15 protein-coding genes and 1 pseudogene are annotated in these 12,889 nt (G+C 42.5%); 6 read left to right on the top strand and 10 right to left on the bottom strand.

Features of this window, described 5'->3' with window-relative positions; translation table 11 throughout:
• Positions 1-392: 392 nt before the first annotated feature.
• Positions 393-1,280 (bottom strand): NAD(+) diphosphatase, encoded by an 888-nt coding sequence (nudC, locus tag BB781_RS13515; RefSeq protein ID WP_094229009.1) that lies wholly within the window; start codon positions 1,278-1,280, stop codon positions 393-395.
• A 117-nt stretch (positions 1,281-1,397) separates the two neighbouring features.
• Between nudC and BB781_RS13510 the strand changes: the two genes are divergently transcribed.
• Complete coding sequence (locus tag BB781_RS13510; RefSeq protein WP_094229008.1) at positions 1,398-2,063, top strand: 2,3-bisphosphoglycerate-dependent phosphoglycerate mutase; 666 nt, start codon at positions 1,398-1,400, stop codon at positions 2,061-2,063.
• 21 nt (positions 2,064-2,084) lie between these two features.
• On the opposite strand, the gene BB781_RS13505 is transcribed toward BB781_RS13510, so the two are convergent.
• From BB781_RS13505 to BB781_RS13480, 6 genes are all read right to left on the bottom strand, one after another.
• Complete coding sequence (locus BB781_RS13505; protein ID WP_094229007.1) at positions 2,085-2,477, bottom strand: thioredoxin family protein; 393 nt, start codon at positions 2,475-2,477, stop codon at positions 2,085-2,087.
• A 113-nt stretch (positions 2,478-2,590) separates the two neighbouring features.
• A complete protein-coding gene (locus BB781_RS13500; protein WP_094229006.1) occupies positions 2,591-4,012 on the bottom strand; it encodes a 2-oxoacid:acceptor oxidoreductase family protein in 1,422 nt (473 codons plus the stop codon).
• A gap of 2 nt (positions 4,013-4,014) precedes the next feature.
• The gene (locus tag BB781_RS13495) at positions 4,015-5,076 is read right to left on the bottom strand and encodes a 3-methyl-2-oxobutanoate dehydrogenase subunit VorB (RefSeq protein ID WP_094229005.1); all 1,062 of its coding nucleotides are present in this window, start codon (positions 5,074-5,076) and stop codon (positions 4,015-4,017) included.
• 16 nt (positions 5,077-5,092) lie between these two features.
• Positions 5,093-5,326: a 4Fe-4S dicluster domain-containing protein gene (locus tag BB781_RS13490; RefSeq protein ID WP_094229004.1), complete on the bottom strand. Its 234-nt coding sequence runs from the start codon at positions 5,324-5,326 to the stop codon at positions 5,093-5,095.
• Between the two features lie 127 nt (positions 5,327-5,453).
• Positions 5,454-7,130, bottom strand: a complete 1,677-nt coding sequence (locus tag BB781_RS13485; protein ID WP_094229003.1) for an AMP-binding protein — start codon at positions 7,128-7,130, stop codon at positions 5,454-5,456.
• A gap of 9 nt (positions 7,131-7,139) precedes the next feature.
• Positions 7,140-7,694 (bottom strand): helix-turn-helix domain-containing protein, encoded by a 555-nt coding sequence (locus BB781_RS13480; RefSeq protein WP_094229002.1) that lies wholly within the window; start codon positions 7,692-7,694, stop codon positions 7,140-7,142.
• A gap of 438 nt (positions 7,695-8,132) precedes the next feature.
• Between BB781_RS13480 and BB781_RS13475 the strand changes: the two genes are divergently transcribed.
• Positions 8,133-8,675, top strand: a complete 543-nt coding sequence (locus BB781_RS13475; RefSeq protein ID WP_094229001.1) for a pyruvoyl-dependent arginine decarboxylase — start codon at positions 8,133-8,135, stop codon at positions 8,673-8,675.
• A gap of 67 nt (positions 8,676-8,742) precedes the next feature.
• Here BB781_RS13475 and BB781_RS13470 read toward each other — a convergent pair whose 3' ends face one another.
• A complete protein-coding gene (locus BB781_RS13470) occupies positions 8,743-9,165 on the bottom strand; it encodes a GNAT family N-acetyltransferase (protein WP_094229010.1) in 423 nt (140 codons plus the stop codon).
• Positions 9,166-9,225: 60 nt separating this feature from the next.
• Here BB781_RS13470 and BB781_RS13465 point away from each other — a divergent pair, with 60 nt between their 5' ends.
• Positions 9,226-9,825 (top strand): amino acid ABC transporter permease, encoded by a 600-nt coding sequence (locus BB781_RS13465; RefSeq protein WP_094229000.1) that lies wholly within the window; start codon positions 9,226-9,228, stop codon positions 9,823-9,825.
• Entirely contained in the window at positions 9,806-10,534 is a 729-nt protein-coding gene (locus tag BB781_RS13460; protein ID WP_277985508.1) for an amino acid ABC transporter ATP-binding protein, read from the top strand. The genes BB781_RS13465 and BB781_RS13460 overlap by 20 nt, the downstream gene beginning before the upstream one ends.
• 84 nt (positions 10,535-10,618) lie before the next feature.
• Here BB781_RS13460 and BB781_RS13455 read toward each other — a convergent pair whose 3' ends face one another.
• On the bottom strand, positions 10,619-11,119 hold the full coding sequence (locus tag BB781_RS13455; protein ID WP_094228998.1) for a GNAT family N-acetyltransferase: 501 nt from the start codon (positions 11,117-11,119) through the stop codon (positions 10,619-10,621).
• Positions 11,120-11,261: 142 nt separating this feature from the next.
• Between BB781_RS13455 and BB781_RS15440 the strand changes: the two genes are divergently transcribed.
• Positions 11,262-11,420 (top strand): hypothetical protein, encoded by a 159-nt coding sequence (locus BB781_RS15440; RefSeq protein WP_164997888.1) that lies wholly within the window; start codon positions 11,262-11,264, stop codon positions 11,418-11,420.
• Between the two features lie 23 nt (positions 11,421-11,443).
• Complete coding sequence (locus tag BB781_RS13450; protein ID WP_094228997.1) at positions 11,444-12,244, top strand: DUF1638 domain-containing protein; 801 nt, start codon at positions 11,444-11,446, stop codon at positions 12,242-12,244.
• Positions 12,245-12,505: 261 nt separating this feature from the next.
• Here the strand turns inward: BB781_RS13450 and tnpA are convergent.
• Positions 12,506-12,889, bottom strand: a pseudogene (gene tnpA / locus BB781_RS13445) (IS200/IS605 family transposase); the annotation flags it as partial.

Below are 12,889 nucleotides of genomic sequence, written 5' to 3'. Positions count from 1 at the left end.
GCATCTCTTCCAGATGCTTGACACGTTCTTCCAGTTTTTCTATTATCAAAAATAGCTGAGTAACAAGTTCGACGACTGCCTCAGGACCAGCATCATAAACTGCAAGTATTTCTTCCCGTTCTATACAAATCCCCTCTGATCAATAAAATCTTTTTTCTGAACGTTAAAATGAGGTCATAGTATATTGATTTTTACTTTAGTGCTGGAAGGATGGCTGAATAGTTACATTTCTTATTACTTTACAACCAGACTGTATAAATCTTGTGTACTTAGTATTCTTCTCATATAAATAAGAAAATAAGAAAATATCAGTAAATATTTTTTTGGCAGTAAGCCTTCTTAAGAACAAAGGCATTTTCCGTATACTCTAACAGTACGGACTTTTTGACCTATCAATGCCTGTTAATGAAATATTTTATCAGCCAGCCGGATATGCTTGTGTTTCTGGGGACAAAAGGGATCTCTTCTTTCCTGAACCACCTGGCTTCCTCTATTTCAACACCGTCAACTTTTATTTCCCCTGCCAGGAACTCTGCGGTGAATCCTATCATGAGTGAGTCCGGATAAGGCCAGGGCTGACTGCCAAAATACCTGATATTCTTTACCGATATACCGACTTCTTCCATAACTTCCCTTACTACAGCCTGTTCTATTGATTCCCCGGGTTCCACAAAGCCGGCGATGTTACTGTATAATCCAGGTTTGAAATTAGGAGAACGGGCAAGCAGAATTTGGTCTTCTTTTTCTATTAGCACGATTATCGCAGGAGAGATCTTTGGAAACGCAAGAAATCCACATTCAGGACATTCTTTTGCTCTTTCATTCTCTTTGAGTGATGTCACAGAGCCACACCTGCCGCAGAAAATAGTGTTCCTGTCCCACTCCATGATGTGAACAGCTTTTCCTGCAAGCGCAGCAAGAGGCTCTTCCAGAATTCCTGGAAGTTCACGCAGACCGACAAATGTTGCAGTTCCAACGGCATTCCCGGTAGTCGTTCCTATGACACTCGTAACAATCTTGTCCGCATCATTTGAAGAATCAAGTTCCATTGAAAAACAGGAAACATCTTTAAGTTCACCCAGATACTGCTTTCTTAGAATATTGATGCCCATATCCTCTGTTTCTTCAAGGGAAGGTAACCTTAAATCTCCATTCTCATTCACAAGTAATAGCTCACGTTGCTTAAATGCGAAACAATATGTGTCGCTGTTACCGTTCCTCTGTGGTGGAGTGACCAGCGGCAGGAAATCCGAATTAAAATGTCTGTTTTCTGTATTCATGGCTTGAAGAATAATGTCCGGGTATATTTATCAAAGTTACCTTAGGATCATTTGGATTACCTCAAGGTTTTAATAACGAGCCAGCAAAATACTATATCAGTTAAATGGGGATATGCAATGAACTATCTGATACTGGTAAGACACGGACAATCTAAATGGAATCTTGAGAACAGGTTTGCAGGTTGGGTGGATGTGCCCCTGAGCGAAAAAGGCATTAAAGAGGCAACGGACTGCGCAGATGAGCTTCAGAATATTGAGCTTGATGTTGCTTTCACATCCAAACTATCCAGAGCACAGGAAACACTTTTCCTTATACTTGCAAAACAGAAAAAAACTGGTATTTTTCTGCATGAGAGTAAGAAAAGGAATGAATGGTCGTATCATCCTTCCAGATTCGATGATTCCGAGATACCTATATATTCAAGTGATGCCCTTAACGAGCGTTTCTATGGGAAGCTGCAGGGACAGAACAAACAGGAAGCAAAGGAAGTTTACGGGGAAGAACAGGTATTCATCTGGAGAAGAAGCTATGATGTGCAGCCTCCGGGTGGTGAGAGCCTTAAAGATACATACGAACGCACGATCCCTTACTTTAAGGAACATATCATCCCCCAGCTTGAAGACGGCAGGAACGTCATAGTTGCCGCTCACGGTAACAGCCTGCGCTCCGTGGTCAAGTATATTGAGAACATCAGTGATAAGGACATACCAGAACTGGAGATAGCAACAGGTAAGCCGCTATATTACCAGTTCGTTAAGGGTGAGTTTATCAAAGAGGAATAAAAAGTTAAATGGAAAACGGATTCACTCGTACGGTGAAACTTCATCGGGCATAGGCGATGTGTGCAATACGCATTCATTGCCATGTTTTATGAGTTCGTCAATGGCTTTTCGAAGTATGGACGGATAGACCAGGCCTACTTCTTCTTTTATAGCACGTCCCTGGCAGAAGAACTTGAAAGTTGGAGTTCCTCTGACGCCATATTTCCTTGCAGTCAAAGGACTCTCCAGTCCGTTCATCCTGACAAAAGTGCATGAATCATGGAACTCATTGGAATAATCCCTGAAATATGGTTCTATTTCCTTGCAATGAGTACAGGCCGGAAGATAGAACATAACGACCATGGGCTTTTCCTGATTAACAAGAAGTTCTTCCCAGTTCGAGTCATTAGCTTCGATCACATTACTTACAGTCATTTTTATCACTCCCTTATTAGATTAAAAACATGCGAATATTAAAAGGTATGTCTGAAAAAGAAAATGTAACAGGCATTAAAGCCTGTATCAGTTAATGTTTTAAAAGTTCCGTATCACATATTCTCTTTTGCCCAGGAGGCTGCAGCATCAAGGACAGCATGGTTTAGCGGAATGAGCTTTTGTTTCCTGGAGAAAGTTTCAGCCAGGGCGGCTTTGAAATTATCCTTACTTAGACCGGTGATCCCAAGAGCCATAATAACTCCGAGCATGACAGTGTTTGCAGCTTTTTCTGAACCTGCATCACCTGCTATCTTTACCGCCGGGACGGCTATTCCGTTTACTCCTTCGGGGATATCGCATTCACCTATCGTTGAATCGTATAATATGTAACCGCCTTTTTTAACATCCACTGCAAACTTTTCCAGTGACGGGCGATTCAATGCAACAAGGACATCCGTGGTTGAGACCACCGGAGAGCCTATTGATTCACCTGAGATCACGATCGAACAGTTGGATGTACCGCCTCTCTGTTCCGGACCGTATGAAGGATACCATGAAACAAAGCGCTGTGCATCACAACCAGCGTGTGCGAGGGTCAGTCCCATACTGAGAACACCCTGACCTCCAAATCCTGCCGCCTTAATCTGGACTTCAGGGAATGAGGGGTCAAGGACTGCATCAGGGGATGATTCGGTCTCAAGATTGAAAAGAGCATCAATTGCCTGTTTGTCAAAGACACTTTCTCCACGGTGCAGTGGCTCGGTCTCATCAGACAGGTCCCTGAAATTGCCCAGTGGGAATTCCTGCTCCATCTGCTCATTCACAAATTTGGTGCTCTGCTCTGAGTTCTGGTTCAGGTTTGTAGGACAGGTTGAAAGTATCTCCACAAATGTGTATCCTTTGCCATCACGCTGTATCTCAAGTGCTTTACGGATAGCTTTGCGTGCTTTTCTTGTGTGGGATATATCGGAAACTGAAACCCTTTCGATAAATACAGGAGCCTTCAGGTTGTTGATAAGTTCACACATGTGTAGCGGATAACCTGCAAAACTGGGGTCCCTTCCTTCAAGGCATGTGACGGTCTTCTCTCCTATAAGAGTGGTCGGTGCCATCTGGCCGCCAGTCATACCGTAAACAGTATTATTGACGAAGAAAACAGCCATCTTCTCCCCACGATTAGCTGCTTGTAGTGTCTCATTCAGGCCGATGGAGGCAAGGTCACCATCTCCCTGATAAGCAATAACAACTGCATCATCCTGTGCCCTTGAAACACCTGTTCCCACAGCAGGAGCACGACCGTGTGCCACCTGGATATTGCCGCAATCAAAGTAGTAATAAGCGAAAACCGCACAACCAACAGGACTTATCATAACGCTGCGATCCTGTACCCTCAGGTCAGACAGTGCTTCACCAATTAGTTTATGGATGACACCGTGTCCGCATCCTGGGCAGTAGTGGGTTGCAGTGGGTGCTGCACCTCCCTTGCGGGAGAATTCAGGGTACAAGCCTGAGCTTTTTATTATCTTCTCTGCCATCTTTATTCCTCCCCGGCAGCAATCTCTCTTATTCTTTCCAGCACCTGGTCCATTGTGATCAGATTACCGCCCATGCGATATACAAGAGATGTGGGCCTGCTGCACTCAATAGCCAGCCTGATATCCTCAAGCATTTGTCCATTGCTCATCTCAACGGAAACGAAAGTACATTCCTTGGAGCCAGCTATTTCCTTCAGCTCTTTCTTCGGGAACGGGAAGAGTGTCTTTGGCCTGAAAAGACCGACATTGATGCCTTCTTTTCTTGCCTGGTCAACGGCTGACCTGCATATGCGACTGCTGATGCCGTATGAAACAAGGATGATGGATGCATCTCTTGCCATATAATCTTCATAATCGACCTCTTCTTCCTCTATGGTTTCGTATTTCTCCTGGATCTCATAGTTGAATTCCTCAAGCTGGTTGAAATCAAGGAAGATAGATGTAACAAGATTCTCCCTGGTCTGCGGAGTTCCGCTTACAGCCCATGAAGTATCGATTTCCGGCTTAACAGAAACCTCCGGGAATTGCAGGGACTCCACCATCTGGCCAAGCACTCCATCAGCCAGCACAACAACGGGGTTTCGGTACTTGAAAGCAAGTTCAAAGCCTTTTATTACCATGTCGCACATTTCCTGCACAGAGTTTGGAGCCAGGACTATGTTCTTGTAATTACCGTGTCCTCCACCTTTGACCACCTGACTGTAGTCACCCTGCTCAGGGCCGATGTTACCAAGCCCGGGACCTGCTCTCATAATATCTACTATGACACAGGGAAGCTCTGCACCTGCAAGATAGGAAATTCCTTCCTGCTTCAGGCTGATACCGGGACCAGAAGATGCGGTCATGACCCTGTGACCTGCAGATGCTGCCCCGTAGACCATATTTATGGCAGCCTCTTCTGATTCTGCCTGTACGAACTTTCTTCCTAGCATGGGGAAGTATTTGGAAGCTTCCTGCAATATCTCGCTTGCAGGTGTAATGGGATAACCAAAATAACAGTCACAGCCAGCGTACAATGCACCAATAACAGCTGCTGTGTTACCTTTTACTAATTGTGTTGCCATGTGTTCTCACCTTAAGTTATTCATCCTTAAGCGGAATGTGTATCTCTATGGCAAGCGGCTCAGGACAGGTATAGTAGCAATTGGCACAACCTGTACAGCCCTCGCCTGCATATTCTATATAGCGGTATCCTCTCTCATTGAGCTCCATGCTCATTCTCAGGACACTTTTCGGACATGCAACAATACAACGTCCGCAGGCTTTACACTCTATGATATTGATAACCGGGTACGGTTCTTTCTTGCCTGACATAATACAATGCCTCATTTTAATTAGATAAAAATAATATCCCGGAACCAGGAATAGTCCATAGAGACATTAAACATCTATTTACTTTATGGTCCTGGATGTTGAATATTACATAATATTACATAGGAAGCTACTGTTTGCTTTCCATATCATGGTCACGTATTTCCACACGCCTGATCTTTCCGCTGATAGTCTTTGGAAGTTCAGGTACAAACTCTATTACACGTGGGTACTTGTAAGGTGCAGTGACCTTCTTCACATGGTCCTGAAGCTCTTTTTTCAGTTCATCACTTGCGGTGTAATCTTTTGTGAGCACGATGGTTGCTTTGATTACCTGTCCTCTCACTGCGTCAGGAATACCTGTAATAGCACACTCAAGGACAGCAGGATGTTCTATCAGAGCACTCTCAACCTCAAAAGGACCTACACGGTAACCGGATGTCTTTATGATATCGTCGGCCCTGCCAACGAACCAGAAGTAACCATCCTCATCCATCCAGGCCATATCCCCGGTGTGGTAATATCCGTCATGCCAGACCCTTGAGGTCAGTTGCTCATCAGAACGGTATCCGGTAAATATTCCCGGAGGATTGCCAAAGCTGGTGTCAATGACGATCTCGCCCTCTTCACCGACGTCACACGGTTTGCCTTCGCTGTTAAGAAGAAGGATATCATACTCAGGTGAAGGTTTGCCCATAGAACCTGGTTTTGGTTCAAGCCACGGGTAGGTTGCAACTGAAACAACAGTCTCTGTCTGTCCGAAACCTTCCATGAGCTTCATTCCGGTTATGCGGTGGAACTGTTCATAAACTTCAGGATTCAATGGTTCTCCTGCCGTTACACAGTACTTGAGCTTACTGAAATCATAGTTGCTCAGGTCTTCCCTGATAAGGAACCTGTATATGGTCGGAGGAGCACAGAATGTAGTTACTCCGTACTTGATGGCGTTCTCAAGCATCCTGTCTGCACTGAACTTTTCATAATCATATACAAAAACACCGCTGCCGGCAAGCCACTGGCCGTATATCTTACCCCACACACACTTTGCCCAGCCGGAATCAGCAACTGTATAATGAAGACCATCGTCTGTGACGTTCTGCCAGTATTTTGCAGTTATAATGTGAGCAAGCGGATATACATAATTGTGTTGTACCATCTTCGGGAAGCCTGTGGTTCCGGATGAGAAGTAATTCAGCAAAATATCATTGTTGGTAGTAGCGTCCTCACCTGTCGGACGGGCAAAGTCTTCTGAAGCCTTTTCCATCTCGATGGTGAAATCAAGCCAGCCAGCCCTCTCCATTCCGATGACAAGACGATTCTTCAGTATGCTGCGTATTTCATCATAAGCTTCATCCACGTACTTCAGGACACCTTCGTCAGGTGCACATATAACAGTATTGATAAGTGCACGCTCTACTCTGTAGACTATATCTTTTTTTGTAAGCATATGTGTAGCAGGAACTGCAATAGCACCGATCCTGTGAAGTCCCAGCAGGCAGAACCAGAACTCATACCTGCTTTTAAGCATGAGCATGACATTATCGCCTTTTTTAACACCCATACCTTTAAGCATACTGGCAGTCTTGTTACTGTAGTACTCAAGATCTTTGAAAGTCAATATCTTTTCTTCGTCGTTGTCATCACACCAGACAAGAGCCTTCTTTTCAGGCTGCTGTGCTGCGTAGACATCAACGACATCATATGCAAAATTGAAATTATCGGGAACGTTTATTTTGAAGTTTTCCTTAAAATCATCATATGAATCATATTCAACACGTGAAATATATCGATCGAGTAATGAAGTCATACTGCCTCCTCATAAAATAACAGCCAGGAACTTTGCAGGTTTTCCACCTATTGCCTGCATCCCGTGTGCATAACCGGAATCAAAGTAAATAGAATCCCCTTCTTCAAGGACAAGCTCATTGTTGTGGATGATAACCTTAAGGGTTCCTTCCAGGACATAATCGAATTCCTGTCCAGGATGGGAATTCATCGATACAGGCGTACCTTCCGGTTTAGGGTCAACCTTAACGACAAAAGGCTCAGCCCTCTTGTTAGCAAAATTAGCAGCGATGTTCTGGTATTTGTAATCTTTGCGGCGCTCAGCACTGATACCTTTGTCTTTACGGGTAACTGAGAACACATGCATCCTGGGAACTTCACCGGTAAGCAACACAGACATATCAACATTCAGAGCCTGGGCGGCCTCAAGAAGAATGCTTGCAGGTATGTCCTCTTCCCCATTCTCATATCTGGAGTAAGTGTCAACAGGCAATGCCAGCTTTTCAGCCATCTCCTCAACAGAGATATCTGAAATATCACGTAATTCCCTTACACGAGCTGCAATTTCTTTGATCTTTTCCTGCATATAAATACCTTCATAAAATGATCATTTGGATCCAACGAGAGAATATCTGCACATTGCCAGGAACGGGCAGCGAAATTTAACTCAGAACGAGAGTCTCCCCCGGGTCTTTTCCATATTGGTCTGTGGTTTTAAGGGTTACTATTATTTGAATATATTTGTTTTAACAGTGTCATGTATGTACATGGCATAGATTGAAAATAACCGCTCAGGAAAAAGTATTAAACATGAAGATTTCTAAATCAGGGCAATACCGGAGGTTTGAAAGCTAATTAGATCTTCTGGTTATCGTATTCAGAATCATGCATAATGTTCTTATACGAGAATGCTTTTTCAATCTTAATCTTGGAATTGATGAAATCAGTTTGTGTGTAGAAAGCATGGAAAACGATAAATTTCTGTAAATCCAGATGATATATAATAACTGAAGTGATGATTTAAATGGTTCCAAAAAAAAGTTTTTTGACTAAAGGTGTTGGCGTACACAAAGACAGATTGGCATCTTTTGAACTGGCTTTGCGTGATGCGCAGATCGAGCAATACAACCTTGTCACCGTTTCCAGCATACTTCCGCCGAATTGTAAACTGGTTTCCAGAGAGGAAGGGCTGAAGGAATTGCCTGCAGGAGAGATTGTGCATTGTGTTCTCGCACGTAATGATACTAATGAACCCCACAGGCTCGTGTCAGCAGCTGTTGGAACTGCAGTTCCTGTAAATGAGAATAACTATGGTTATATCTCTGAGCATCATTCATTTGGCGAGGATGAGGTCAAAGCAGGAGAGTATGCTGAAGATCTGGCAGCGACAATGCTTGCGACAACTCTGGGGGTTGAATTTGATGCTGATTCTGCATGGCATGAAAGAGAACAGGTATACAAAGCAAGCGGACATATTATAGATACCACTCACTTCTGTCAGACAGCATATGGTAATAAAGATGGTAAGTGGACAACTGTTATAGCATCAATGGTTTTCATTGAGTGAAAAGGATAAAACCATCCTTTTTGCTTTTTTAAATATGTTTTGCGTGCACCGGGTGATATTAAATTCATCAGTTCTTTCGGACCATTGCTATGTGCTCGATCCCTGCTTCCCGATAAATATCTCCGTATTCTGAAAAACCGAACTTTTTATAAAATCCGGTTGCGTAGACTTGTGAAGACAGGTACAGTTCTTTTGCTTTCCTTGTGATAGCTTCCTCAATGAGCATTTCCATCAACAAACTTCCAAGGCGAATGTTGCGATATTCTTTGATCACGCATATCCTTCCAATAACAAAAGAGTCATGGTGCTCAAATAGTCGCCCGGTGGCAACAGGTACTTCGTTATCGTAAACAACGAGATGCAGGGCTATTGCATCATATTCATCGATCTCGCATTCTTCATCGATGTTTTGTTCAATCACAAAAACATTTTTGTGAATATGGTATGCATCACCGAAGTCTTCGTATCCTTTTGTCCACTTTGTTTGCATATTGTACTGACCGCAGTTTCTACATGTAATTGTAACATCAAAGTAAATATCTTTTCTCATATGCCATTTTTCGGATTGATACTTGGTACGATCTCGGGTCTTGGGAAGTTATCCCGGAAAAAAATATTCAGGTATCCATGTATCGTTTATATTGATTTCATAAGGGGAACCCCTCTGCTGGTTCAGATCTTACTGTTCTACTATGGTATTTCGGGTCTGTATTCCAATGCAACGGGTAATTCATTGCAGATAGATCCTATACTTGCCGGTATTATTGTATGCAGTATAAACAGTGGAGCCTACATTGCAGAGATAGTACGCGGCGGCATTCAATCCATTGATAAGGGACAGATGGAAGCAGCGCGTTCTCTTGGTATGAATGAAAGGCTGGCAATGAGGGAGATTATCCTTCCGCAGGCATTCCGAAGAATAATACCTCCTCTTGGAAATGAGTTCATAGCGCTTTTAAAAGATTCATCACTTCTTGCTGTAATTGGCGTGCATGAACTGCTGAAGTCAGGACAGTTGTACATTTCCAGAACATTCGCAGCATTTCCGGTGTATATTGCTGTAGCACTGATGTACCTTTTAATGACAATTGTAATATCGCGCATAGTGGCATATTCAGAAAGGAGGCTTGGTGTCAGTGATAGAAATTAGGGACCTTTACAAGAGATTCGGAGAGCTCGAAGTATTAAAAGGCATCTCTGTAGACATTAAAGAAAATGAAGTGGTCTGTGTCATAGGTCCTTCTGGTTCAGGTAAGAGTACTTTCCTCAGGTGCATTAACCTTCTTGAAAAGCCAAGTTCCGGTGAAATAATCATTGATGGTGAAAAGATAACTGACAAAAAGATCAACATCAACAAGATACGTGAAGAAGCCGGCATGGTGTTCCAGCATTTTAACCTTTTCCCTCACAAAACAACACTCCAGAATGTTTCCATGGCGCCTATTAAAGTAAGGAAGCTCTCAAAGGAGGAAGCTGAAAAGCGTGCTCATAACCTGCTGACAAAAGTAGGTCTTGAAGACAAGGCAAATGTATATCCATCAGCGCTTTCTGGAGGACAGAAGCAAAGAGTGGCAATTGCCAGGGCCCTTGCCATGCATCCGAAGGTTATGCTCTTTGATGAACCAACTTCAGCACTTGACCCGGAGATGGTGGGGGAGGTTCTTGCTGTAATGAAAGATCTGGCACAGGCAGGAATGACCATGGTGGTTGTTACTCATGAAATGGGATTTGCAAAAGAAGTTGGTGACAGGGTACTTTTCATGGATGATGGGGTCATAGTTGAACAGGGAACTCCTGAAGACATATTCTCCAATGCCAGGCATGAAAGAACAAAACTGTTCCTCAGTAAAATACTTTAAGGGCAGATGAGGTAAAAGCAGATGAGGTAAAAGCAGATGAGGTAAAAGCAGATGAGGTAAAAGCAGATGATAAAGTTCATCTGGCTATTTCTTTTCTGCAAGTTCACGTATGCCTTTTTCATCCAGCCTGTATATGAGCCATTCTTTTTGCAGCTCACCGCCAAAGTGTTCATAGAACTTTCTTGCGGGGTTCCAGTCAAGTACGCTCCACTCCACTTTTCCGCAGCCACGTTCTTTTGCTATCTGCCCGCAACGGACCATAAGCGCTTTTCCAACACCAAGGCCACGGAACTTTGGATAGACAAATATGTCTTCTATATACAAACCGGGTTTGCCGGCAAAAGAAGAGAAACTGTGGAAATACATAATAAAGCCCGCTGGTTCGTTATCAACTTCAGCTATGATTACCTCTGCATAGGGCTTTTTTCCAAAAAGTGCTTCTTGAAGACTATTCTCAGTTGAGCGTACAAGTTCACTAAGCCCTTCAAATTCAGCCAGTGACCGAACAAAGTTCATAATAAGAGAAATATCCTGTTCCGTTGTCTTCCTGATGTTTATTTCACTTACCTTTGGTATGTTTTCCATTCTTACACCTTTAGTATGTTCCTGATTAACTGATAAATGCAGGCTTTAAGAGCGTTAACTTCTCATCTTATTAAGAATACTAGTATTTTTACTAAACCAGTGGAAATTGTCCGGACGGTATAAAGAGATGCATATTGTAAAAATGGTAATGATCAGCCTTGTTATTTTTGTAATGGTAACTGTACTTGTTACTCAGGCGTTGCAGGAAAAGATATTCTTTTCGCTGTTTATTGGCATTCCTTCCGGAATTGTAGCTTTTGTGATAAGCTTTGTTTATCTCTACATGCAAAAGAGTGAATAACAACCAGTGAGATAGGTACTAATATGCCACTACTGACAATACTTTCTTGCAAGATACTTCAGGATGAAGTTGTACATATTCTGGAAAATGACTCATCATTAGATGAGATTCTGGTTGTTGCTAACGGGCAGGAAGATGATTTCACTTCAAAACTTCAAAGGGCAGGTCTGAAATTCAGGCTTTTATCTCCCGATAAACTTCCTGTAGATTCTGAACCATATAAGAACGATCCTCGCAGGTACACGGTTATGGTGTTCATGGTTGAACTTGCATTGCATGAGTTTCCCAAAATCCTCAAAAATGAAGTGTACAAAATACTTGAAGGACTGAGTAACTATTCCAGTGGCATACTTCTCTTTTATGGGCTTTGCGGAAATGTATTTGATAAAATAGAAACTGACTTTGAACATCTTGAAGCTTCATGTCCTGTAAGGATCTTAAGGGATGATACAAGAACAGTTGATGATTGCGTAGGCGCCACCCTTGGTGGCTGTAAAGAGTATCTGTCGACCCTTAAAAAATTCAGTGACAAGGGTACATTCCTTTTTACACCTATGTTTGCACATGCCTGGCGGGAAATTATGAGAGTTGATCCTGCAAAACCTGAAAAAACGATTAAAATGCTCAGGAAGGTCAATGAAATAACCGGTTACAAGCGGGTTGCCAAGATCAAGACCGGACTACCTTATACCGATAACTTTGATGAAAAGGTAGATGAATTTGCAGAGATATTTGATTTTGAGGTTCTGGAAATAGAAGGCTGCCAGAATATATTTGAAAACTGTTATACGGCTATGAAAAAAGAAATAGTAGGTTGCCAGTAGGCAAAATTTATATTTTTATACGACAGTTGGTGGTAATCGAAAGATTTATAGGGAAAACCATCTCATGTTTTACCAGGGCAGGTCTCACTCATTACGTTGAGTCATATAGGGTATAAGATATAAGGATCTGGCTCATATTGCTATTGTTTTTACTGGCCTTTGATTATAAGGTGCATTCACATGTTTGGAAAGATGATATCGTCATTTTATCAATTTGGAGTAAGAAGACCACCGTTTTCAAACTCACATTAAATAGTAGATTTAATGGGAGCTCCAGTTCTCTGAACTGGAACAGGTGGATGAATTACGTCCCCCATTGGAACTACCATCTATGTATTTCTTAATTGTTTCAGCAGACACTTGACCATGAGTTCCAACATAATAAGTTGGTGACCAAAGATGATTTCCCCCATTTTTTTTTTCGTAATTCAGGGAATTTCTGGAACACTCTCTTTGCAGTAACTCCTTTCATAATCTTAACAATATCAGTAGGTGCTATGAATGGTTGTGTAGATATGAAAAGATGGATATGTTCAGGCATGACTTCAAGTTCAAGAATTTCCCATTCCTTAGAATCAGCAATTGTTCTTATTTGGTCATCAAGAAATTCCTTTAATTCATCGTTCATAACCTGTTTTCGATATT

This window comes from Methanolobus psychrotolerans (genome assembly GCF_002243045.1).
GTDB lineage: Archaea > Halobacteriota > Methanosarcinia > Methanosarcinales > Methanosarcinaceae > Methanolobus > Methanolobus psychrotolerans.
This window is presented reverse-complemented; position numbering and strand designations above follow the sequence as displayed.

What these genes read in the sequence shown, in the direction of transcription:
- BB781_RS13500 (WP_094229006.1), bottom strand. Translation starts at nt 4,012, where the DNA reads ATGGCAGAGAAGATAATAAAAAGCTCAGGCTTGTACCCTGAATTCTCC.
- BB781_RS13505 (WP_094229007.1), bottom strand. Translation starts at nt 2,477, where the DNA reads ATGACTGTAAGTAATGTGATCGAAGCTAATGACTCGAACTGGGAAGAA.
- BB781_RS13490 (WP_094229004.1), bottom strand. Translation starts at nt 5,326, where the DNA reads ATGTCAGGCAAGAAAGAACCGTACCCGGTTATCAATATCATAGAGTGT.
- BB781_RS13485 (WP_094229003.1), bottom strand. Translation starts at nt 7,130, where the DNA reads ATGACTTCATTACTCGATCGATATATTTCACGTGTTGAATATGATTCA.
- BB781_RS15440 (WP_164997888.1), top strand. Translation starts at nt 11,262, where the DNA reads ATGGTAATGATCAGCCTTGTTATTTTTGTAATGGTAACTGTACTTGTT.
- BB781_RS13450 (WP_094228997.1), top strand. Translation starts at nt 11,444, where the DNA reads ATGCCACTACTGACAATACTTTCTTGCAAGATACTTCAGGATGAAGTT.
- BB781_RS13465 (WP_094229000.1), top strand. Translation starts at nt 9,226, where the DNA reads ATGCCATTTTTCGGATTGATACTTGGTACGATCTCGGGTCTTGGGAAG.
- BB781_RS13480 (WP_094229002.1), bottom strand. Translation starts at nt 7,694, where the DNA reads ATGCAGGAAAAGATCAAAGAAATTGCAGCTCGTGTAAGGGAATTACGT.
- BB781_RS13495 (WP_094229005.1), bottom strand. Translation starts at nt 5,076, where the DNA reads ATGGCAACACAATTAGTAAAAGGTAACACAGCAGCTGTTATTGGTGCA.
- BB781_RS13470 (WP_094229010.1), bottom strand. Translation starts at nt 9,165, where the DNA reads ATGCAAACAAAGTGGACAAAAGGATACGAAGACTTCGGTGATGCATAC.
- nudC (WP_094229009.1), bottom strand. Translation starts at nt 1,280, where the DNA reads ATGAATACAGAAAACAGACATTTTAATTCGGATTTCCTGCCGCTGGTC.
- BB781_RS13475 (WP_094229001.1), top strand. Translation starts at nt 8,133, where the DNA reads ATGGTTCCAAAAAAAAGTTTTTTGACTAAAGGTGTTGGCGTACACAAA.
- BB781_RS13510 (WP_094229008.1), top strand. Translation starts at nt 1,398, where the DNA reads ATGAACTATCTGATACTGGTAAGACACGGACAATCTAAATGGAATCTT.
- BB781_RS13455 (WP_094228998.1), bottom strand. Translation starts at nt 11,119, where the DNA reads ATGGAAAACATACCAAAGGTAAGTGAAATAAACATCAGGAAGACAACG.